The organism is Aliivibrio friggae, assembly GCF_057368515.1.
The window spans coordinates 1,092,155-1,111,862 of sequence record NZ_CM170648.1; the positions used below are offsets into that span (position 1 = coordinate 1,092,155).

Annotated in this window: 17 protein-coding genes; 6 read left to right on the forward strand and 11 right to left on the reverse strand. The window is 38.0% G+C overall.

Annotation, left to right across the window (positions count from 1 at the left end; translation table 11 throughout):
* Positions 1–120: 120 nt before the first annotated feature.
* Together AC2INI_RS05145 and AC2INI_RS05150 are read right to left on the reverse strand one after the other, a co-directional pair.
* Complete coding sequence (locus AC2INI_RS05145; protein ID WP_274443341.1) at positions 121–438, reverse strand: hypothetical protein; 318 nt, start codon at positions 436–438, stop codon at positions 121–123.
* A gap of 63 nt (positions 439–501) precedes the next feature.
* Positions 502–1,662 carry an MFS transporter gene (locus AC2INI_RS05150; RefSeq protein WP_486305485.1) on the reverse strand — a complete coding sequence of 387 codons (1,161 nt, stop codon included), beginning with the start codon at positions 1,660–1,662 and terminating at the stop codon, positions 502–504.
* Positions 1,663–2,058: 396 nt separating this feature from the next.
* On the opposite strand from AC2INI_RS05150, the gene AC2INI_RS05155 reads away from it, so the two are divergent.
* Together AC2INI_RS05155 and AC2INI_RS05160 are read left to right on the forward strand one after the other, a co-directional pair.
* Positions 2,059–2,688 (forward strand): oxidase, encoded by a 630-nt coding sequence (locus AC2INI_RS05155; protein WP_486305486.1) that lies wholly within the window; start codon positions 2,059–2,061, stop codon positions 2,686–2,688.
* 383 nt (positions 2,689–3,071) lie between these two features.
* The gene (locus AC2INI_RS05160; RefSeq protein WP_122035359.1) at positions 3,072–3,500 is read left to right on the forward strand and encodes a hypothetical protein; all 429 of its coding nucleotides are present in this window, start codon (positions 3,072–3,074) and stop codon (positions 3,498–3,500) included.
* A gap of 281 nt (positions 3,501–3,781) precedes the next feature.
* Here AC2INI_RS05160 and AC2INI_RS05165 read toward each other — a convergent pair whose 3' ends face one another.
* Positions 3,782–4,465 (reverse strand): transposase, encoded by a 684-nt coding sequence (locus AC2INI_RS05165; RefSeq protein ID WP_122035356.1) that lies wholly within the window; start codon positions 4,463–4,465, stop codon positions 3,782–3,784.
* Between the two features lie 278 nt (positions 4,466–4,743).
* Here AC2INI_RS05165 and AC2INI_RS05170 point away from each other — a divergent pair, with 278 nt between their 5' ends.
* Complete coding sequence (locus AC2INI_RS05170; protein ID WP_122035354.1) at positions 4,744–5,757, forward strand: hypothetical protein; 1,014 nt, start codon at positions 4,744–4,746, stop codon at positions 5,755–5,757.
* A 303-nt stretch (positions 5,758–6,060) separates the two neighbouring features.
* Positions 6,061–6,255 (forward strand): hypothetical protein, encoded by a 195-nt coding sequence (locus tag AC2INI_RS05175; RefSeq protein WP_254052643.1) that lies wholly within the window; start codon positions 6,061–6,063, stop codon positions 6,253–6,255.
* A gap of 271 nt (positions 6,256–6,526) precedes the next feature.
* Here the strand turns inward: AC2INI_RS05175 and AC2INI_RS05180 are convergent, their stop codons facing one another.
* The 4 genes from AC2INI_RS05180 to AC2INI_RS05195 all read right to left on the reverse strand — a co-directional run bounded on the left by AC2INI_RS05180 (position 6,527) and on the right by AC2INI_RS05195 (position 8,169).
* On the reverse strand, positions 6,527–6,844 hold the full coding sequence (locus tag AC2INI_RS05180) for a CcdB family protein (RefSeq protein ID WP_122035352.1): 318 nt from the start codon (positions 6,842–6,844) through the stop codon (positions 6,527–6,529).
* Positions 6,845–7,090: a type II toxin-antitoxin system CcdA family antitoxin gene (locus AC2INI_RS05185; RefSeq protein WP_122035350.1), complete on the reverse strand. Its 246-nt coding sequence runs from the start codon at positions 7,088–7,090 to the stop codon at positions 6,845–6,847. It lies immediately after the preceding gene.
* A gap of 293 nt (positions 7,091–7,383) precedes the next feature.
* Positions 7,384–7,746 (reverse strand): DUF333 domain-containing protein, encoded by a 363-nt coding sequence (locus tag AC2INI_RS05190; protein WP_486305487.1) that lies wholly within the window; start codon positions 7,744–7,746, stop codon positions 7,384–7,386.
* Positions 7,747–7,776: 30 nt separating this feature from the next.
* On the reverse strand, positions 7,777–8,169 hold the full coding sequence (locus AC2INI_RS05195; RefSeq protein WP_486305488.1) for a cystatin domain-containing protein: 393 nt from the start codon (positions 8,167–8,169) through the stop codon (positions 7,777–7,779).
* 284 nt (positions 8,170–8,453) lie between these two features.
* Between AC2INI_RS05195 and AC2INI_RS05200 the strand changes: the two genes are divergently transcribed.
* On the forward strand, positions 8,454–10,964 hold the full coding sequence (locus tag AC2INI_RS05200; RefSeq protein ID WP_486305489.1) for a bifunctional diguanylate cyclase/phosphodiesterase: 2,511 nt from the start codon (positions 8,454–8,456) through the stop codon (positions 10,962–10,964).
* 39 nt (positions 10,965–11,003) lie between these two features.
* On the opposite strand, the gene AC2INI_RS05205 is transcribed toward AC2INI_RS05200, so the two are convergent.
* The 4 genes from AC2INI_RS05205 to AC2INI_RS05220 all read right to left on the reverse strand — a co-directional run bounded on the left by AC2INI_RS05205 (position 11,004) and on the right by AC2INI_RS05220 (position 16,823).
* A complete protein-coding gene (locus AC2INI_RS05205; RefSeq protein WP_486305490.1) occupies positions 11,004–11,915 on the reverse strand; it encodes a homocysteine S-methyltransferase family protein in 912 nt (303 codons plus the stop codon).
* Between the two features lie 114 nt (positions 11,916–12,029).
* A complete protein-coding gene (locus AC2INI_RS05210; RefSeq protein WP_486305491.1) occupies positions 12,030–12,512 on the reverse strand; it encodes a peptide-methionine (S)-S-oxide reductase in 483 nt (160 codons plus the stop codon).
* A 71-nt stretch (positions 12,513–12,583) separates the two neighbouring features.
* Positions 12,584–13,438, reverse strand: a complete 855-nt coding sequence (locus AC2INI_RS05215; protein ID WP_122035340.1) for a carboxylate/amino acid/amine transporter — start codon at positions 13,436–13,438, stop codon at positions 12,584–12,586.
* 217 nt (positions 13,439–13,655) lie between these two features.
* Positions 13,656–16,823 carry a chitinase C-terminal domain-containing protein gene (locus AC2INI_RS05220; RefSeq protein WP_486305492.1) on the reverse strand — a complete coding sequence of 1,056 codons (3,168 nt, stop codon included), beginning with the start codon at positions 16,821–16,823 and terminating at the stop codon, positions 13,656–13,658.
* A 1,067-nt stretch (positions 16,824–17,890) separates the two neighbouring features.
* Between AC2INI_RS05220 and AC2INI_RS05225 the strand changes: the two genes are divergently transcribed.
* Complete coding sequence (locus AC2INI_RS05225; RefSeq protein ID WP_486305493.1) at positions 17,891–19,609, forward strand: methyl-accepting chemotaxis protein; 1,719 nt, start codon at positions 17,891–17,893, stop codon at positions 19,607–19,609.
* Positions 19,610–19,708 lie beyond the last annotated feature (99 nt).

The window sequence follows — 19,708 nt, forward strand, 5'->3', positions numbered from 1 at the left end:
ATTACCTGCATACATTCTTAAAGTAGAAATCAGTATGTAATATATCAATAGCGATAAATAAATACAAAAAAGGCGCTGTGTAATTAAACACTGCGCCTTTCATTAAATCTCTTTGATTACTTAGTAATCGCCGTCGCTTGGCTCGATAAAGAACTCACCATCAACAGTTTCTGTTATTTCTAGGATTTTTACGATTTCGCCATTAATAGTGATATTGGCTAAACGAACAGGATCTTCATCATACGGGTGAAAAGGTGCCATTTGTAGTTCGATACGGTACTCTTCATCATCAGCGCCTTGGAACCAGCCTTCACCAAATTCTAGCTCTATCTCGTCACCTTCTTCAGGGCAAGTATGATAAGCCGAAACAAGTAGGGCACCTTCAAAATTAAGGGTCATCGTATCACCCCATTCTACAACGTATTGAGCATCTTCCATTGTTTATTACCTTTAGCGATTGTGGTGCGCATTGTAACGCGCACCCTTCGTAAATCCTACTGCTTATTCACCAGCTACCATTGGGCGGTGTTGGCGCATACTTGCTAATAACATATAAATAGCTGTCGCTAATAAAATTGCAAATAAGTAACTCATTAAACCTTCAGCCGTATTCATTAAGGTATTCGCAAGTACTGGACCGCATACTGAGCCAATGCTGTAGCTAAATAGCATTACTTGTGTTGCTGATACGATATAAGATTCATCTAGGGTATCGCACCCTAAAGAAATCGCGATAGGGTAAATAGCAAACGCTGCCATACCAAGCAGAACCAGTGCCGTAGCAAGAACCGCAGTGTTGTCGCTCAATGTCGTTAAACCAATCGAGAAAACGCCTAAAATACAAAATAGAGCCATTAGCAGTGTTTTTCCTAAGTGCTTAGATAAGTAAGACACAAGAGGTTGAACCGCCATTCCACCAAGAACAATTAATGCCATTAAGCTACCAATTTGTGTGGTGTTAATGTTTCGATGTTTCAGTTCTAAAGGCATTAAGCCATATACTGCACCAAGCAATAAACCAGAAACTACACAGCCCATGATTGATGCTTTGTTTAGTTTTAAAATTTGCTTCAGGTTTAACACATTGTGATGCTGTACTTGTGGTTGTGCACCTTTGCCAAACAATAAACAAGCAATAGCCACCATGATTAAACCAATGATCATGTAGTAAGGCAGTAAACCTTCAATACCGATAAAGCCGATACCAAGTTGACCTAAAGACGAGCCACCATAAAGCGCACCCATGTATAAACCAAGGCGTTTTGGACGGCTTTCTGCATCACCAATTAATAGCCAAGATTCAACAACAACAAATACGCCTGCAACCGCAATACCAGCAACAAAACGTGCAGTCATCCATACCCATTCAACAGGCATAGCAGGAAGGATCACAATTGTTGCAGCAAGTAATGCTAAGAATAATACAAACGCGTTCTTATGCCCAAGACGAGCAACAAACGGTTCAATAAGACCGGCACCAACAAGAAGGCCTGCATAAAATGCACTGGCTAACCAACTGGCGTATTTCGCCTCAATCCCATACTGGCTTAGCATCAATGGAATAAGGCTCATTAAATAGCCAGATGCGACAGCAAATAAAGAAAGTGCAATCACAGGGATAAGTAGAGCTGGTTGTGATTGAGTTGATGTTGTTGTGTTCACCGCAGTGCCTCAATAAAAGTAATAGAAGTAAGTAGATTTTCCGCGACTATGAGGCTAATAAGTATCCAAGTAAAACGAGTAATTTTATTGGTAAAGATAAATTTTTTTAATCAATAAACGGCGTTATAGAAAATAATTGATTGTATAAAAATGTGATAAAACCCATCGATAAAAACCCATAAATAACGGGGGGATTTCACTCGGATAATAGAGAGGGGAGAGTGCACTTATACCAGCATTTCAGAGGTTTTTACGATGATGTTTTTAAGTCTTTGATTAATGGAAGTTGAATAACCTTACTTTCTTGAATGTCTTATATGTCAGACATGCTACTCATTGCTATTTCATATACATAGGTAGATGATCACTGTCCGTAATCACCCTAGAGGCCTTATTTTGATTCAATTAATTCAACAAATTTTTCAACCAAGAAAAATACTATTTTATGTCGCCATTGTTTTTGTTCCTGCCGTTGCATTTTATGCCCTTTCTTTAATTGGATTAAATCAAGCGTTAGGGTTTACCCCAATGGAAGTCCTTCGAGATCTTGCACAGCAAACTGAAGTTCATAGCTTTCGTGGATTTTTATCAAACATAGGGGTTTGGTTTTGGGTGTCAGCATTATCAGTGGCTTACTTTAGTGCAATCTTTTTGCATCGTGGTAAGAAGCAACGATTACTTATACTAATGGGATTACTGGCATCTATCTTAGCAACTGACGACTTTTTCTTGATCCATGATCGCTATGTGAATCAATATATTTGTTACTTCTTCTACGTTGTCGTGGCGTTGGCTATATTGATACTTCATTTTAAAGACATTATCGAAATTGATGGTTTTTCATTCTTACTAGCGGGTGGTTTACTTGCAGGATCGATTGCGACTGATGTTATTCAGGGTTACTTACCGTTTGGTTATGAGACGACTCAGATCTTTGAAGAAGGTTGTAAATTTGTTGGCGCGGCTTCTTGGTTATACTTTACCTGCCGTGTTGCTTCATTTGGATGTAAACCAATTCAAAGTTAAGTTTGAAATTACACGATAAAGAAATGGGCATCATTTTAGATAAATGATGCCCATTTTTGTTTTTATTCAAAGCGTATTATTGATGGCGTAATCGTAAGCACTCATAAAGTTCTCAATGCTTTTGAGAAACGGTTATTTAGCAGGCATCATTTGTACTTTTAATAATTAACATACAATAGACTTTAGTTTGAATTTCTTCCATAAAGCGACAATATGTCGTAGATCATGAGTAACCTCACTAATGTGTATGATTTATTACATTGAATTTCAAATGACTTTACAACAGAATGGTATCTTTAATAGATCTATGAATAAATATTATAGGGGTACTATAAGACATTTTGTCGTAGATAAAGCGTTATGCATAGAAGGTAGGAGAAAAATTGAACAGTAATATAGTCGCTATAATTAGTGTAATAGTAACCGCGTTAGCCTCTGGATATGCAACTTATTCACAATCTGAAGCTAACAAAATACAGCAAGAAAATATTCTTTCTCTTGAGAAATACAAGCAAGAAACTCAACTGGAAGTAATTAATGCTAATGCAAAGGTTAGTCGATTCAAAGAGCATTGCGTGAAAATAGAAGCCGCTGTCAAAGATATCAATGCTATGCAAATTGAGCATACTTTGATTAAAGATGATGCTGAAAAGTCTTATAAAGTAGTAATGAGGGCAATGGGCTACTTATACTTACTTCCGTTAGATATACAGAATAACGTGATGGAATTTATTGATGACGGTAAGAGTGAAATCCGTTCCATCTACCTATGGACTCATGCCGAATATCAAAAGTGTATTGAGATAGATTGATTGATGAACAACGAAATATGCATAACAAATAAGGATTAAGCGCTGCGCAGCCAGCGTTAAATCCCGGGTGTTGAACAAGCCCGTAGCCACTTCTTTATAATAAATTGTACGATCTAGCTTGGTAGGTGCATCACCTTGAGTCTTTATTCAAGGCGAGTGAGGCCAAGATAGGATTACGATAGTAATTTTATCAATGGGTTAGCTATTTTTAAAATTGTCTTATTTGTTGTTTCTCCTCTGGTTTAACTTTAACCATTATCCTTATTATGTTTGCCTTTCGGCTATCTCGGTCGTGTTATTCCCACGCACTCCATGTCATTCTGACAGTGTGGGCAGGTTCGTATTGCTTTGGCTCGGATGGGTATAATGCTTGGCGGAGTTTGATAAAAAATACCAAGCATGAGTAATTGAATACGAACTCGCAGGGCTCTCGCTTGGCCACGTAAAAAACCGTAGTCACGTACTCGTTGTAAGCCTTTAGGCAGTACATGCTGTAAGATGAGCAGCAAGAACTCAAGGGTGGGTAAGCTACGGGTCTTTATTGCATTGGTTTTGCTTTCTTTGTAACGGAAGGTGACGTTATGATCATCACTGTGGATGATGTCGTTGTCTGGTAGTACGCCTCGGTAGAGGTAGCGCGAAAGGTATTCTAACGCAGGCTGACCATAACCTACGCTTTGACAGTCAACGACCCATTGTTTATTTAGAGTGTGGCGATAGAAAAAATGTAAGCCATTGCGGTCGAGTTTAACGGTGCTCCACGGGTGAGTGCTAATTAAACTGGCGAAGAAGCTTTTTAAATCAGTCGTGCTTAATGTATCGGGACAACGGTCAAAGAACTCGCTAATCCGGCGGACCGCTCGAGAATAGGCATCAATGGTAGCAGGTCGTTTACCTTGCAGAGTTAAGTTGGTAAGGTGTAATTCATAAAGGCGATGATATCGCTTTAGTTCAGTTGGGCTCATGGTGTTCACTCCTGTTATCTGCCATCGAAATGATGGAGGTACAGAGAGTATGGACGATGCAGGCTTTACTCTGCCGCGAAGCGGCTTCGTTCAACAAAGCATTTAAGAGTGATTCGCCACGCTTGGCATTTTCGGTTTGGGTTAAGTTCATTGATTACGGTGTCTAAATTGAGTTCTGTGATAGCGTGGCTCACACCTTAATGCGGCGTTAGTTGCTCATAATCAACATGACATCTGGTAGCTAATGTATAATACCGCGTATTATTAGTGAGGTGGTTATGCCAGAAGAAAATGTATCCAGAAATACAATCAAAAATATAGTGATAGGTGTTGTAATTGCGCTTATATCCTCTGTGGGTGGTTATTATGTGAACGAATTCTTAACTAGAGAACGTGTTTCCGTTGCCCATATCGGAATAAAGCCTAAGACAGTTGCGATAGCAGCTTCTAATGAATTTAAACAAAAAGTTAACCGATTAACTAATACTCTCTATATACACACCGTGTTTGATATAGAAAGCCAAACCCATTACAGTGCAGATCATATCAAGGGAATTTTAGAAAATCTCAGTACTGAGCTTTTTAATCTGAATGAGGGTAACGCTGTTTATTCTACCGAATTGGACCAGATTAAATCCATGCAAAATGGTGTGATTAACCCTGACGGTTTTTATAAAATAGGTTCAAAGTATCTTGATAGTTTTAATGTAGATAACCGCTCAGATCTTGGCGTGATCCAAGGAAATATTGAGATGCAAAGGGCTAGTAATGAAGAGCGTATAATTAAGGTAACTGAAGCAATAATGGTTATTGTAAATGAAGCGCTGAACTCCAACACTGAAAAAGAATTTCAAATTAATGTCATTGTACTTAATTCGGGTAAAACTCAAGCTTTGGTTAGAAATTCGGGCTATTTAAAGTTTGATGAGGATATTGTTTACTTAAAAAATAATGATGTTGATACTGATGTTGCGTATATCAAATTTTTAAGGCCTGCAATGTTATCAAATGGCGACTTCATTATTGTAAGAGAAAACGCATTCGACAGCCTCAATTTGGTAGTAGATAAGTATAATAATCGTCAACGAATGCTTGATCTTGTCAAGCGTGAATACTTGAACAGTAGCCGAATTGCGACTTTAGTTCTGACCGATGCTCAAGGAAATGAAATTTCATCAGAACCATTTATTTTTAGGAATGATTTAGAAGAAGATAGAAAAATTGGGCTATCAGAGTTTCTTGAAAATAACTACCGCCTATATATTGATCCAAATTATAGTAGTCGCAACTAACAAATAAGGATTAAGCGCTGCGCAGCCAGCGTTAAATCCCGGGTGTTGAACAAGCCCGTAGCCACTTCTTTATAGTAAATTGTACGATCTAGCTTGGTAGGTGCATCGCCTTGAGTCTTTATTCAAGGCGAGTGAGGCCAAGATAAGATTACGATAGTAATTTTATCAATGGGTTAGCTATTTTTTAAATCGTCTTATTTGTTGTTTCTCCTCTGGTTTAATTTTAGCCATTATCCTTATTATGTTTGCCTTTCGGCTATCTCGGTCGTGTTATTCCCACGCACTCCATGTCATGCAGACAGTGTGGGCAGATTCGTATTGCTTGCTGGTGGTTTGCTTGCAGGATCGATTGCGACTGATCTTATTCAGGGTTACTTACCGTTTGGTTATGAAACGACTCAGATCTTTGAAGAAGGGTGTAAATTTGTTGGCGCGGCTTCTTGGTTATACTTTACCTGCCGTGTTGCTTCATTTGGATTAAAACCAGTTAACCATTAATTCATCAGCACAAAAAGTCGTAAGTAAAAATGGGCATCACCTAATAAGTGATGCCCATTTTCATTTATTCATTGAATTAGTTAATGTTTAAATATACAAGGTTGACCGAATATTACCCACAACCATCAGGACGAAAAACCTTATTTAGCTGATAATAATTTTCACACACATTGCAAAGATTGGAGGATTCATGAAAGGTAAAGGGAAGTGTTTGTGTTTATGGAGCTATGGTTTAGTTCAGTGGCAGTGTTACTCACACCTTAATCTGGCGTTAAATGCCAGTGATTAAAAAATCGATTGCAGCAATTATTTCATTTCTGAAAGTCGATAATTCATTTACTGGATCGCTTAGGATCTTAACCGGAACGCTTGTCATTTGTTGAGTTAGCATGACAAAGTCACCTTCATCAATATGAATTGTAGGGCAAAGGTGACTTGGGATTTTTTTATCAAGTAATTCAATTGGCGTTAATGGAATGACTAAGCGAGTATTTAGGTTATCCAATAAATCATTTTGAACATTTACAAAATAAGGGTAGGTTTTAGCTGAGCTTTTGTCTTTGTTTTTATATAGCGTAAATTGTGACATTTAAAATACTCGGTATGAATCAGAAAAAAGACCGTGTTTCTCTGTTAGTTCGTTGCAAGTATTAATAGCTTCAGAGTTTTGCTCTAACCATTCTTGTCTTTTTAATTTACTCACTTCTTGTGAAAGTGCTTTTTCCATTGTTGCTGAAAGGTTTATTTTCAAACGTTTTGCTTCAGCTAGCAGGTCACTATTTAAAGTTAAATTGGTCGCTTTCTTTACCGCTTTTGTATTGTATTGGCTTTTCATAATGTTACCACCTATGCGCATAAAGTATGTGGATTTAGTATATGGTGTAAAAATGAATTTAACAAATACATCTATACAGTTTGCTACATTCGGCATTTTTGGTTTGAATCAAGTTTAGTGATTACGGCACAGTGGTTTAAGTAAGGAGGTTGCGTGACTCACACCTTAACAGGACGCTAGTTTTCTGGAGGGTATTGCTCTTGGGCGGTTAGCTCAGGCTAGACCGCCAAGATAGGGAATATAGCTAAGGGTGATGCAAATTGGCCAACTTTATTAGCACAATAAAGTCACTATTACTGGTTACTTTTGTAAAAGTCCCATGCATTAACCACTTCACCTGTTTTGAGTGTGCAATCACTGTTCTCTAAATTGTAAGAACCTGCTTGTTCAATGCAGTATTTTGCTGCAGGGTTTGGTTTCCCTACTGGTTTTGTCATTTCTTGTTTATGACTGCGGTAGTATTCCCATGCATTAATCACATCCCCATTACCTAATGTACAGTTGCCAGAGTCGAGATCATAAATGCCACGCTCTGCACAAAATTCAGCGGCAGGGTTCGCCATATCTGCTTTCGCTGGTTGTTCTTTTGTTTCTGAAGAGCTACAAGCTGCAAGAGAAAGCAGTAAGCTAAGAGTAATTACTATTTTTTTAAACATAAGAGCTCCGGAATTGAAAAATAAAAAGAGTTATTGGCAATCTTGAGTCATGCTGCCTTGTTGGGCAGGTTGAGTCATTGTAAATTTGCCGTTTAAATTTCTAAATACACGCGTATTCCAAATTTGGCCATCATCTAATTTAAAGTCAATTGCATAGTTTGTACCAGCGACAACTTGTGTTTTTACCGCTACTATTTCTTCAAGTTTGGCTGATGTATTCATCATACTCAGTACATAATTTGTGGCTTTTTCTACTTCAGGAGTCACGATAGAAGTATTCCAGCCACCAGCCATACCATTATCAACATTACATAATGGATTGATATTGTCAGAAGTCAGTGTTGTTTCTTGTTCTGTTTGTTGGGCACAACCCGCAGTGAACAGTAGAATGGAAGAGCAAGCCAAGATGGTCAATCGTTTCATTATGAACCTCGAGATAATCACAATTAAATGTATAAAAGTAATTTAGTCCTATCCAGAAGAAGAATCCAACCTATTTAACGCTATTTTATAATCATTCTTAATTTCAATTCATTTTCTTATGTGTATTCCCAATAGCAATATAAATAATACTCTTCTTGCTTTATTTTTGGCAGACTTCACAGCATACGTCACTACTATTGATTTATTTATAAATACTACTGTTATTAAGTTGTGAAATTATTAATAATAGCGCGTTTGTTTGCCTTCAGTAAAAAAGAGAGTGTATGTCGCGTCGTTCGGATAAAAAATTACTGACATTGATTTCTGTTATTCCTGTTATTTTGATAGGGATTTTTACGTTTATATTGAACACCGTCGTAATCCATGAGAACAGAACAAAAGTTGAAACCTTGATCAACGCTTTACACAGTGAATCAATAGAGAAAGAAAAGGCACAGATTAAGCATCAGGTTGAGACTATTTATCAACAAATTAGCTATCAAAGAAATCTAACAGAAAAGACATTAAAGCAGTCAATCAAATCACGGGTTGATGATGCCTTTAATACGCTAAGTTTTATCTATGAACAAAATAAAGAAAAGCCAAAGAATGAAATTATAGCGCTAATCTCAGATGCATTAAGAACTTCTCGCTTTAATGAGGGCCGTGGGTACTTTTTTATTTATGGTATGGATGGAACAAATTTAATGCATCCTATATTCCCTAGTTTGGAAGGTAGAAACCTACTAGACGTTCAAGATATTAGAGGGAAAAGAACTGTGCTAGATCATATTGCAATGATGAATGAAACTGGTGAGGGATTTAGTCATTGGTGGTATCCAAAGCCAGATGCAAAAAAAGAAGATTTTGAAAAGATTGGTTATGCAAAATTATTTTCGCCATTAGATATTTATATAGGTACGGGTGAATACATTGTTGATGTCGAAGAGGACATTAAAACTAAATTATTGCAGTGGATTACTGAAGTTCGATTTGATGAACATGGTTATATTTTCTTATTAGACCAATATGGCAATACGCTTGCTCATTATAATAAAGGTAAAATAGACCCAACAAAATACAGTAAAGAAAAACCAAACCAAGGCCCTATCACTCAAGAGATGCTATCTCTCTCTCAGAATGGTGGTGGCTTTATGCAATATATAAGCGCATTTAAACCCAGTTCAGCTGAAAATGCAGAAAAATTGAGCTTTATTAAAGGATATAGAGATTGGGGGTGGGCAATTGGGGCTGGTGTGTATATTGATGACAATAAATGGCTATTAGAAGAAAAAGAAGCCGTATTGTTGGAGCAAAATAAACTTGAATTAACTAAAATTCTTTTATTAACCTTAAGCCTTGCTCTGTTATTAACGGCATTATCACTAGGACTAAGCTGGTATGTTGGGATGCGTTTTGATAAGTTTAAAAAACAGATACACAATGACTTTACGTTATTAGAAAAAACAAAAAATGAGATGCAGCACATGGCTTTGCATGATGCTTTAACTCAGTTACCGAACCGATTAATGTTAGAATCAAAAATAGAATTAGGGATCCAGTACGCCCGTGAAAAAGGACAATCACTAGCGGTGATGTTTGTTGATTTAGACGATTTTAAAAAGATTAATGATCGGTTTGGCCATGAAGTCGGTGACATTTTATTGCAATCGATTAGTCATAAATTCAGTAATTTACTAAAACCTAATGACATAGTGTCACGTTTTGGTGGGGATGAATTTGTATTTTGTTTTCCATCATTAAGTTCGAAATTAGAAGCTGAATATAGGCTTAAAGAGATCCAATCTGTATTTAATGAAAACTTTGATATTAATGGGAAGTCAATTTCAACGAGTTGCAGTGTTGGGATAGCAATGTTCCCTGATAACGCAGATAACTCCCTCGATCTAATTTCGAAAGCTGACATTGTTTTATATAAATCAAAAGAAAAACATAAAGGTGGCGCTCTCTTTTTCGATCAAAGTATTGATGAGCAAGTAAGTTATGAATTTAGCTTAGAAGAAGAGCTTAGAACAGCATTAGATAACAATGAGATTTCTGTGGTTTATCAACCTCAAATAGATATTGAAACAGGCCTTTTATGTGGTGTTGAAGCTTTATCGCGGTGGCATAATAAAACATTAGGGTTTGTATCTCCTGTTGATTTTATTGCTGTAGCAGAAGAGATTGAAGTCATACATAGTATTGGTGATTTTGTTTTGCAGAAAGCGTGTGAAGACATGCTAAGGTTTATGCCTAATGGACCTGATGCAGCTTTGGTTTCGGTTAACTTATCCCCTAAACAGATTATTCAACCTGGTTTTGTAGACAGGGTTGAGGAGATAGTAAATAAAACCGGCATTGATATATCTAGAGTTACTTTAGAGATCACTGAAAATATTTTGATCAGTGATTTAGCAAATGTTTCGCCTATTCTGAAAAAATTACAACAAACTGGTTTTGGCATTTCATTGGATGATTTTGGGACTGGTTACTCATCGCTGAGTTACTTAAACATTTTACCGATTACAGAGATCAAAATTGATCGCAGCTTTATTAATGGATTATTCATTAATGAACAGAGCGAAACCTTAGTTAAAGCGATTATTGCCATCGGCGCTTCATGCCAGATGACGGTGGTGGCTGAAGGGGTAGAGAATAAAGCACAGCTTGATAAGCTTATCGAATACCAATGTGATTTAGTTCAAGGGTATTATTTTGATAAACCACTTCCGATTAAAGAATTATGTGAAAAGTATCGTGAAAAACACAACCACACTGCTGCCTTAGGTTAAAAGAGGGGAGATGCTATTAATACATCTCCCTTTTTTGATTTAACAACACTCACTGTGTTTCCAATCGGTTAAGGCTTGTATATGTGCAGGACCAATACCACAGCAACCACCAATGGTCGTTGCACCCAGTGAATACCAGTGTTTTGCATAAGCGAGGTACTCTTTTGGGGTAAGCTCTCGCATAGACTGCAATGTATCATTAGCTTCATGCTCCGCTTTAATTGGCATAAAGTTATTGGCATATACCCCGATCTCTAAATTGGAATTATATTCTTCAATAATTGCTTTAGCATCAATAATAGCTTGTTCCATTACTTCTGGAATAGAGCAGTTAAAGAAGATCCCTTTAGCTTTAGTAAAACAACATAGGGCGGTAACTAATTTTACCGATTGGCCTGAACGAATGGTGGCTTCGGTTGTACGATTGTCTTCTAAACTAAAGGCGTAATATGCCTCTTTTTTTGAGTTTTTTAGAACAGAATGAATAACCTCGAACTCTTGCACGCTTGAGATCGTTTCCGCTATCCATAAATCAATGTGAGGCTCTTGAGCATGAAAAAGGGTAGTGTAAATATCCTTTGCTTCTTTTGCTTTAAAAAGATCGGGACGGTAGCTACCAAAGGCTGGAGGAATAACACCCGCTACACGTGATTGCTTGCCTTGGCTAGAGTAGTTTTTGGATGCGATCTGCTGGGCGATAGCTGCTGCTTTTGTTGCGAGTTTTGCACCATCGGAATAGTAGCGTTCTTCTCCGAGATGGAAAGGAACACAAGCGTAGCTGTTTGCGGTGATGATCTCAGAACCAGCATCAATAAAGTGTTGATGTGCTTGGCTCACATATTCTGGCGATTCAATGAGAGCTTGAGCGCTCCAAAGCGGCTGCGAGAATGGGGCTCCCATTTCTTGAAGCTCTCGTCCCATTCCGCCATCGAGTATAGTTAAATTTTTCATAATAGGGCTAAACGCTCGTTTTTGATTTTAATGAATACCAGACTATTAAGTCGGGTGGGCGATATTTATGAGTCTTCTAAACACTAACAGAGAAAAGCAAAGCGCACTGTACTTTTAAGAAGGCTTATACTTTCGTAAAAGTGACCATGGGATATGACAAAGTGAGTGATTTTCAGGGTAGTGAGATAGATGATGTTGGTGAATTGCCTCACTAGGTACATAGTTAGTTAAAGGCAGTACTTCAAGCGCAATTTTTTCAGCATCGTCACGAGAAGCAATATAGTGCTTAGCTATATCCAAATGATGAGTATGTTGGCTATAAATTCCCGTTCTGTATTTTATTCCCGTATCATTACCCTGTTTGTTGAGGCTATAGGGATCGATTATTTCAAATAAATGGTCAATAAGTTTTTGTACAGAAATAATAGAAGGGTCAAAAGTGACTTTTACGCACTCAGCATAACCATCATATTCTCCATGTATTGTCGCTGTTAATCCGTTAGAGCGCCCCGCTTCAGTCTGATAGACTCCGGGAACATACTTAATGAATTCTTGAACACCCCATAAGCACCCACCAGCGAGATAAATATCTTCCATTTAGTTTTACCTTTTATGACATTATTGCGGGGCTTATTATTGTATAAATAACCCCCGTAGCGATGGACATATTATTGTGGACGACGTTTTTCTAATTGCTGGTTTACCAATAGAGCAATAAGGATTAAACCTCCACCTAAGCTTAAGCGTAGAAGATCTGCATCACGGTTCCAGATTAATAGATTAACCAGAATACCAGCAGGAATAAGCAAATTATTCATCACCGCTAAAACGCCCACGTTAACAATCGTAGCCCCTTTATTCCACATAAAATAACCAAAGCCAGAAGCAATCGTACCTAGATAAATGAGAACTCCCCATTGAGTTGATGTGGTTGGTAGTTTTTCGCTGTTACCAAAAATGGCATAACAAACAGCGGCAACAATTAAGGCTCCGATAAAGAAGAAACCAAAGACCGTTTTCTGTTCAATTGATTGTTCTTTCATTAATCGCTTATAGCAAACTTGCCCAATAGCAAAACATAAATTAGCGCCTTGAACCATCGCAAAGCCTAATAAGAAGCCAGAGTCTATCCCGTTATAACGTATAGCAACGGCACCTAGTGTGGCAATGACGGCACTAATCATAAAATGAGGATGAAACTTACCTTCAAATGCGTCATTTAATAGAGTGATATAAATGGGTGTCATTACGGTAAATAAAAGTACTTCTGGTACGGTAAGATAAAGGAATGATTGGTAATAAAAAACGTACATTAAGCCGAGTTGTATAGCGCCAATCAACATAAGCTTTATCGCAACAGGCACAGGAACTTGCTTTGGACGAAGAAAAGGGAGAAAGACTAATGTGGCTAAGCCAATACGCATTAATACTGAGAACCAAGCATCAACTTGTCCTGCTAAATAAACGCCAATTAAGCTAAAAGAGAATGCCCAAAGCAGGGTAATAGGAAGTAAATATGACATGAATGTTCCATTTCTGTAAATAATGGGTGCATTCTAAATAAGATTCACTCCCAGTAAAGAAAAAGTAACTAAAAAAGCTGATTTTTTCTCAGCCTAACGCTATTCACGATTACCTAATGTATCACTTTTACTTCTTTTGATTCTTAAATCAAAAACCGAACAACGGATTAACGTTGTTCGGTTTTTATTTAGGGTGTAAAGCTATGTGGATTAATCGCTAAAGGTTACACACCTTAGCCCAACTACCATCACTGCCTGGCGTTGCTGCTGTCCACCAATTTGCTTGATAGATAACGTTGTTATGAATCACTTGATCGCCAGTGTTTGCGTGGCTTGGATTACCGGCCCAATCTGTTTGTGGAAGATTAGGATAAGTCACTAAGCCCGTTGCATCACAATTTGCATCAGGTACGCCGCCATTATCACCACCGCCTGTATTTCCACCAGAAGACAAATCAGCTAATGGTAGATCTGGCTGCTCAAACTTAAAGGCATAATCAACATTGTTGATCGTCACTGTATAGTTTGCAGGGCCTGAGATCGGTAGGTAATACACCATGTCTAGTTCATATACACCACCGGCAGGGAGAGCTTCCCATGCTGGAAGAGTAAAGGCTACTCGGTGCATGGTGCCATCAAAACCACCGATGTTATCTGCACGAGTATGACCAGAGGCAATCACCTGTAAACCACCTCCTGATTGATCTTTGGCATTATCAGGAGCAGACACGGGGATATCAAATTGGAACTCAGTTCCTCCAGGGATATCTTGGTCTGTGTTATTGGTAAAGTTAATTTTTGGATTAATAGGGTAGTTCTGATCACCCACTTTAAATCCACCCACACTTACTGCAATATCTACGGTTTCAGTTGGAATCGCTCCAGTTGCTACCGTATTACCATATGGCGTTGCTGATTTAAATTTCTCATAAATCGCTTTTGTCATGGTGTTACCCATGTGGTATTCACCATTGCCGGTTTGACAAGCTGCTTCTGTTGCATCAACAGACGTTCGGTTACCATTCGCATCTAGAACATAACAGCTGTAATCGCCTGCAAGTTCCCAGAACATGATGCCACCAATTTCGTGGTCAATAACGTAGTCAGCTTTCACGTTAATAGAGTCTTTATCTTCGGTAGATAAGAATACTTTTTTCTCTGCATTCCATAACCATGGTGCTACAGCGACATTATCGTAATGACGAGTGTAAGTACCTACTAATTGGTCTGCTGGATCATTCGCTGGGTCTAAGCCATAGATATTTGCGTAAGAACCAAAGATACCTTCTTGAAGGTTTTTAGCATGCCACATAGGGTTAGAACCCGCGCCCATTTCTTGGCCGTATGAGTTCTTATCGTGCCACATGTTATCGATACCTAATGCACCGTAACCACAGTTGTTTTTCTCACCTTCACCAGTTCCCGCATCACATTGGGCTTGGTCTGGTAATGGAGCGCGACCCCATAGGCCATTCTCGCCACCAGTAACACCTTGCCAACCGCGAGTATAATAAGGTACGCCAATATTGATACGACCTGCAGGCATTGAACCGCGGAAGTAGTGATAAGCCCAGTCAGTATTTAAGTAACCAATACCACCGTAAGCTTCAGTATCATAAACGTTCCACTGAGCTAATTCTGAATCTTTACCTGTATCATATAATGCCGCATTGTGACCTACGTGATCATTCCAAGCACCGTGTAAGTCATAAGACATGATGTTGACGTAATCTAAGTATTGAGTCACATCAAAGGTTTCCATACCACGTAATAAATAACCTGAAGATGGCGCTGCGATAGTGAGCATATAATGCTGGCCATCTTGTGCAGAGATAACATCCAGCTTTTCACGAAGTGTTTTCATTAATACTTGATATGATGCCCATAAATATTGACGACGAGGCTCCATGAATGCTTTATCGTCAGGATTACCAGCACCGGCCATTGACGTTGGGTATTCGTAATCAATATCTAAACCATCAAACTTGTATTTACGCATCATTTCAACAGCTGATGCGGCAAACTTCTCAATACCTGCATGGTTGATGCTGCCATCGGCGTTGGTTGTCATGCTATAGAAACCACCATCAGCCACTCGATTACCATCAGTGCCAAAGTGACCGCCAGTTTCAGCCCAACCACCAATAGAGATAAGTGTTTTAACTCCGTGTTTTTCTTTAGCGGTTGCAAGTGCCCCAAAATGACCTTTAAAGCCAAGTGTTGGGTCAACCTCAACCCCTGACCATTCTTTGCCTGTTGCCGCGTTATTTGGATCGGTAACATCACCAACATTGACTTTGCCATCAGAGCCAATACTCACAAATGCATAGTTGATGTGTGTTAGTTGCTCCCAAGGAATGTCTTTTACTAGGTAGCTATTTTGCTCGTCGCCGCCATCTCGCCAACTAGTAAAGTAACCAATAACACGACGAGGGTGATCAGCCCCCATTAGTTCACGGCCTTCTTTGTCATAAGTCGTACAGTAAGGAACGCTAACCCCTTCTGTTTGATACAAACCATCAGGACGGCAATTATCAGCAATAGGTAATGAACTCGTTACGGTTAATGTAGAGCTCGTTGAATTGGTTGAGGCGCCTAAATCATCTGTGGCTTTGGCGTAAATCGATAGAGAGCCTGCAGAAGTTGTTGTGTAATCAAGAGTATAAGGGGCGGTGGCTACAGTACCAACAAGAGCACTGTCGATATAAAAATCAACTTTATCTATAGAGCCATCTGAATCGGTGGCATCAGCAGTTAGAGTGACTACAGCGCCAAGCTCAATACTGGTTGCTGACAAACTTAATGTTGCAGTGGGTGCGATATTATCAACAGGGCTGTTGGTTACGTTTACCGACACTGAACTGACAGTACTTACGGCTCCTTTATCATCATAAGACTGGGTACTGAAAGTATGAGCCCCTTCAAGAGCTGTCCAAGCCGCGCTATAAGGTGAGGTAGTTGATGAAGATATAACTAAACCATCAACCAAAAAGTCAACGCGCGCAATGGTTCCATCGCTGTCTGATGCTGAGGCTGTTAAGGTAACAACATCACCGGTGGTTATTTTATCGGTGGCGCTAGGAGAGGTTAAATCAACGGTTGGTGCGGCATTAGCTACTTCACCAGAACAAACACCCAAGTCTTGCCATGCTCCCCATTCACCGGCGGTCGCAGGATCATTATTTTGAGTCCAGTATTTTGCTTTATAGGCATTAGCCCCTTGCTTTACTTCTTCTCCGCCATTGTAAGCCTTATTTGCATCCCAAGTTGCTAGAGGATCACAATCGACCGCTGCTTGAGCATTAAATGCCATTAAACAAGAGAGGGTTAGGGTTGAGAGAGTAAATTTATTATTGGATTTTTTTCTTAAAGTTGAAAGTTCCATTTCATATCCTTAAAGGTAATTCAAAACATCAATCTACTTTTTAATTGATGTGAAATAAGATTAGGATAGAAATTGATATGTGCGAGAGTGGATTTATAAATTACAGGACAGATCGCAATAAAACTAATGTTAGTTAACAAGGTTACATTAATTTTTGTATGAGTATTGTGTGTTTATTATGCGCCTATGCGATTAACAGTCTGTATTGATAATTTGAAAAATAGGTAGTGCATTTTTGGCTTTATTATTGGAATACTAGTCTGCTGTATCTATATGGATCTTTTTATCGTTTGCAAAATAATTTATTTTTCGACTTAAGATAATAATATAATTGAGCCCTTAACTTCTTCGGCATAGAGGTAATAATTAATTTTATTAGTGTATTCCTTTATAACTTATAGTGCACTTCGTAATAAATAATATTTATTATGTCATTTTAATGGAGGTTTTAAATAACGCTTTCGCGGTTTTATATAAAGTTGTGTATTTATATATATTTATAATTAAATTTAACCTGGTGTAACTTATTGATATTTAGTTTGATTTTGTGTGTTTGTCTTTTTGTGTTTTTCATGAGTTGCTTGGTTAGTGTATTTCTTGTGTTTATTTTCATTATTTTCATTATTTTCATTATTCATTATTTATATTTGTTGGGGATTTGTTTTCCTCTATGCTCATCTTTATAAGTAGAAGTATAATAAGGTTCATTCCTTGTTATGCTTTTTGTTGTTAAATGTAAATAAGTAACTTGTAGGATGCTTAGCTAGGGATAGATCACGTTATTAATATTTTTCAAATTTAAATATCTATTTATTATATTATAAGGTTCAAAAATGAGTGCATTAATACGATATTACCGTGACTCGCTGAAATTACGCTTTCAGCTTATGGTTCCCTTTGTTGGAACGTTTATTATCTTTTTCTGCAGCGCCACCTTTTTACATTCTAATCTTGTGCTAACAGAAGAAAATATAGAATCGTCCATTATGAGTAATGAGGTTTCAGAGGCCTATACTGAACTTGACGCTTTATTTTCCAGATTGAGAACCACAGCGATACGTAGTGAAATGTTTAATCCTGAGCTCGGATTAACAGAGTTTAATCAAGCCTATCCAAAAATTTTGGCTGATAAAGATCGTGTAATTTCTGAATTAAAAACTATGGATGCGCTATCAAGCCAAGATGTGGCTGAGTTAGATCTCATTTCAAAAGCGTTTAATGACTTCTATCAAGTCTCTCAAAAAATGATGGACGAAAGAATGGAAGGTTATACTATCTTTTTGGAAGTATTACCTTGGCTTGCTCCCTATCTTGAAAATTTAGATGTAAATCATCATCCTTCAAATGCAGAAGAATGGCCTAATATACGTAATAAATTATCAGTCATATCAGAAGGTATTGGTTATAAATCATCTGGTGTGTTTTATGCTCGTTTGCAAGAAGATGGTAAAGAACTTCATGCATTACTAAATGACATGGAGGCATTAATTGAACCGATGTACAAAGGCCCAGCTCTTAAAAAATTACAATCAGAGTTTATTGATGTATGGCGCAAAGAATTAAGCACGTTAGAAAATATTACCAATCGCTGGGTTGTGTACCAAAAAGAGAGAGCGCGAATTAGGCAAAGTGCGGTAAGTTTGATTAATGGAGCCGTTGCAGAAAGCCAAGAGTATTTAGATACGAACCTTATAAATACAATAAATAATGCGGAAGACAGTATTACTGTAAACATCGTAGGATTATTAGTTGGTGCACTACTTGCCTCTATTTTAGTCACTGTATTAACGCGTATTATTATCTCTCAATTAGCATCAGTGCAAACCGTGATCAGTGGTTTAGCCGATCGTAATTTAACTGCTAATACTTACTTGAAAGGTGATAATGAAGTCTCTCAATTGGGTGAAAACACCGATATTACGATTAATACATTGCAATGTACGATTAAAGAATTAAGTGCTCACGGTCAAGAGTTAGCATCTGCGTCACTGCAGTTACGTTCAGTTATGGAATTAAGTGCAGAAAATAGTACAACACAAAATGATCAAGTTAGTATGATTGCCGCAGCAATTACGGAATTATCGGCTTCAGCAAATGAAGTTGAAGTGTCTGCTAAATCGGCAGAAACACGCATGAGCGGAGTGCAAGACCTTTGTCGATTAGAAATGCGTTCATCTAATGAAAATGGTGATCGTGCAAGTGCATTGCAAAGTCAACTGAATGAAACATCATCAGTGGTTGAACACTTAAATAAAGAGTGTGAGCAAATTGGTAATGTGATTGCTGTGATCCAAAATATTTCTGAACAAACCAATTTATTGGCATTAAATGCGGCGATTGAAGCAGCACGTGCTGGTGAAATGGGGCGTGGTTTTGCAGTGGTTGCAGATGAAGTGCGTGTGTTAGCAACAAGAACACAAGATTCAACAGAAACCATCCAGCGTATTATCGAGCAACTACAAAATAAATCAGCTAATGCACAACAGAACATGCAACGTTGTTTGGTGATGATTGATGAAACGGCCGTCTCCGTATTAAAGTCACGTGACCAACTGTCCTCAATGAATGAAGCAATGGATGAGCTATCACAATCCAATACAGAAGTAGTGACAGCAATTTCAGAGCAATCTCGTACCATGGTTGAGATAAGTGAAAACATTACCATGATCCGTGATATTACTAATCAAAATGTTGCGGGAATTGAAGAAGCGACAGTAACAAGCACGCATTTGTCTGAGTTAGCAGAGAGACAACAACAACAATTAGCGACATTTAAAATCGGTTAATATCAACGATTATTAGAGTGTTATGAATGGGTAAGAAATTATTGTTTTCTTACCCATTTTTTATATACAGAGTTTGAGTTTATGGACACCAGATTAATT

Excerpts from the sequence above, each read along its gene's own strand:
- AC2INI_RS05145 (WP_274443341.1), bottom strand. The coding sequence starts at position 438 with ATGGAAGATGCTCAATACGTTGTAGAATGGGGTGATACGATGACCCTT.
- AC2INI_RS05165 (WP_122035356.1), bottom strand. The coding sequence starts at position 4,465 with ATGAGCCCAACTGAACTAAAGCGATATCATCGCCTTTATGAATTACAC.
- AC2INI_RS05170 (WP_122035354.1), top strand. The coding sequence starts at position 4,744 with ATGCCAGAAGAAAATGTATCCAGAAATACAATCAAAAATATAGTGATA.
- AC2INI_RS05180 (WP_122035352.1), bottom strand. The coding sequence starts at position 6,844 with ATGTCACAATTTACGCTATATAAAAACAAAGACAAAAGCTCAGCTAAA.
- AC2INI_RS05185 (WP_122035350.1), bottom strand. The coding sequence starts at position 7,090 with ATGAAAAGCCAATACAATACAAAAGCGGTAAAGAAAGCGACCAATTTA.
- AC2INI_RS05190 (WP_486305487.1), bottom strand. The coding sequence starts at position 7,746 with ATGTTTAAAAAAATAGTAATTACTCTTAGCTTACTGCTTTCTCTTGCA.
- AC2INI_RS05195 (WP_486305488.1), bottom strand. The coding sequence starts at position 8,169 with ATGAAACGATTGACCATCTTGGCTTGCTCTTCCATTCTACTGTTCACT.
- AC2INI_RS05200 (WP_486305489.1), top strand. The coding sequence starts at position 8,454 with ATGTCGCGTCGTTCGGATAAAAAATTACTGACATTGATTTCTGTTATT.
- AC2INI_RS05205 (WP_486305490.1), bottom strand. The coding sequence starts at position 11,915 with ATGAAAAATTTAACTATACTCGATGGCGGAATGGGACGAGAGCTTCAA.
- AC2INI_RS05210 (WP_486305491.1), bottom strand. The coding sequence starts at position 12,512 with ATGGAAGATATTTATCTCGCTGGTGGGTGCTTATGGGGTGTTCAAGAA.
- AC2INI_RS05215 (WP_122035340.1), bottom strand. The coding sequence starts at position 13,438 with ATGTCATATTTACTTCCTATTACCCTGCTTTGGGCATTCTCTTTTAGC.
- AC2INI_RS05220 (WP_486305492.1), bottom strand. The coding sequence starts at position 16,823 with ATGGAACTTTCAACTTTAAGAAAAAAATCCAATAATAAATTTACTCTC.
- AC2INI_RS05225 (WP_486305493.1), top strand. The coding sequence starts at position 17,891 with ATGTTTAATCCTGAGCTCGGATTAACAGAGTTTAATCAAGCCTATCCA.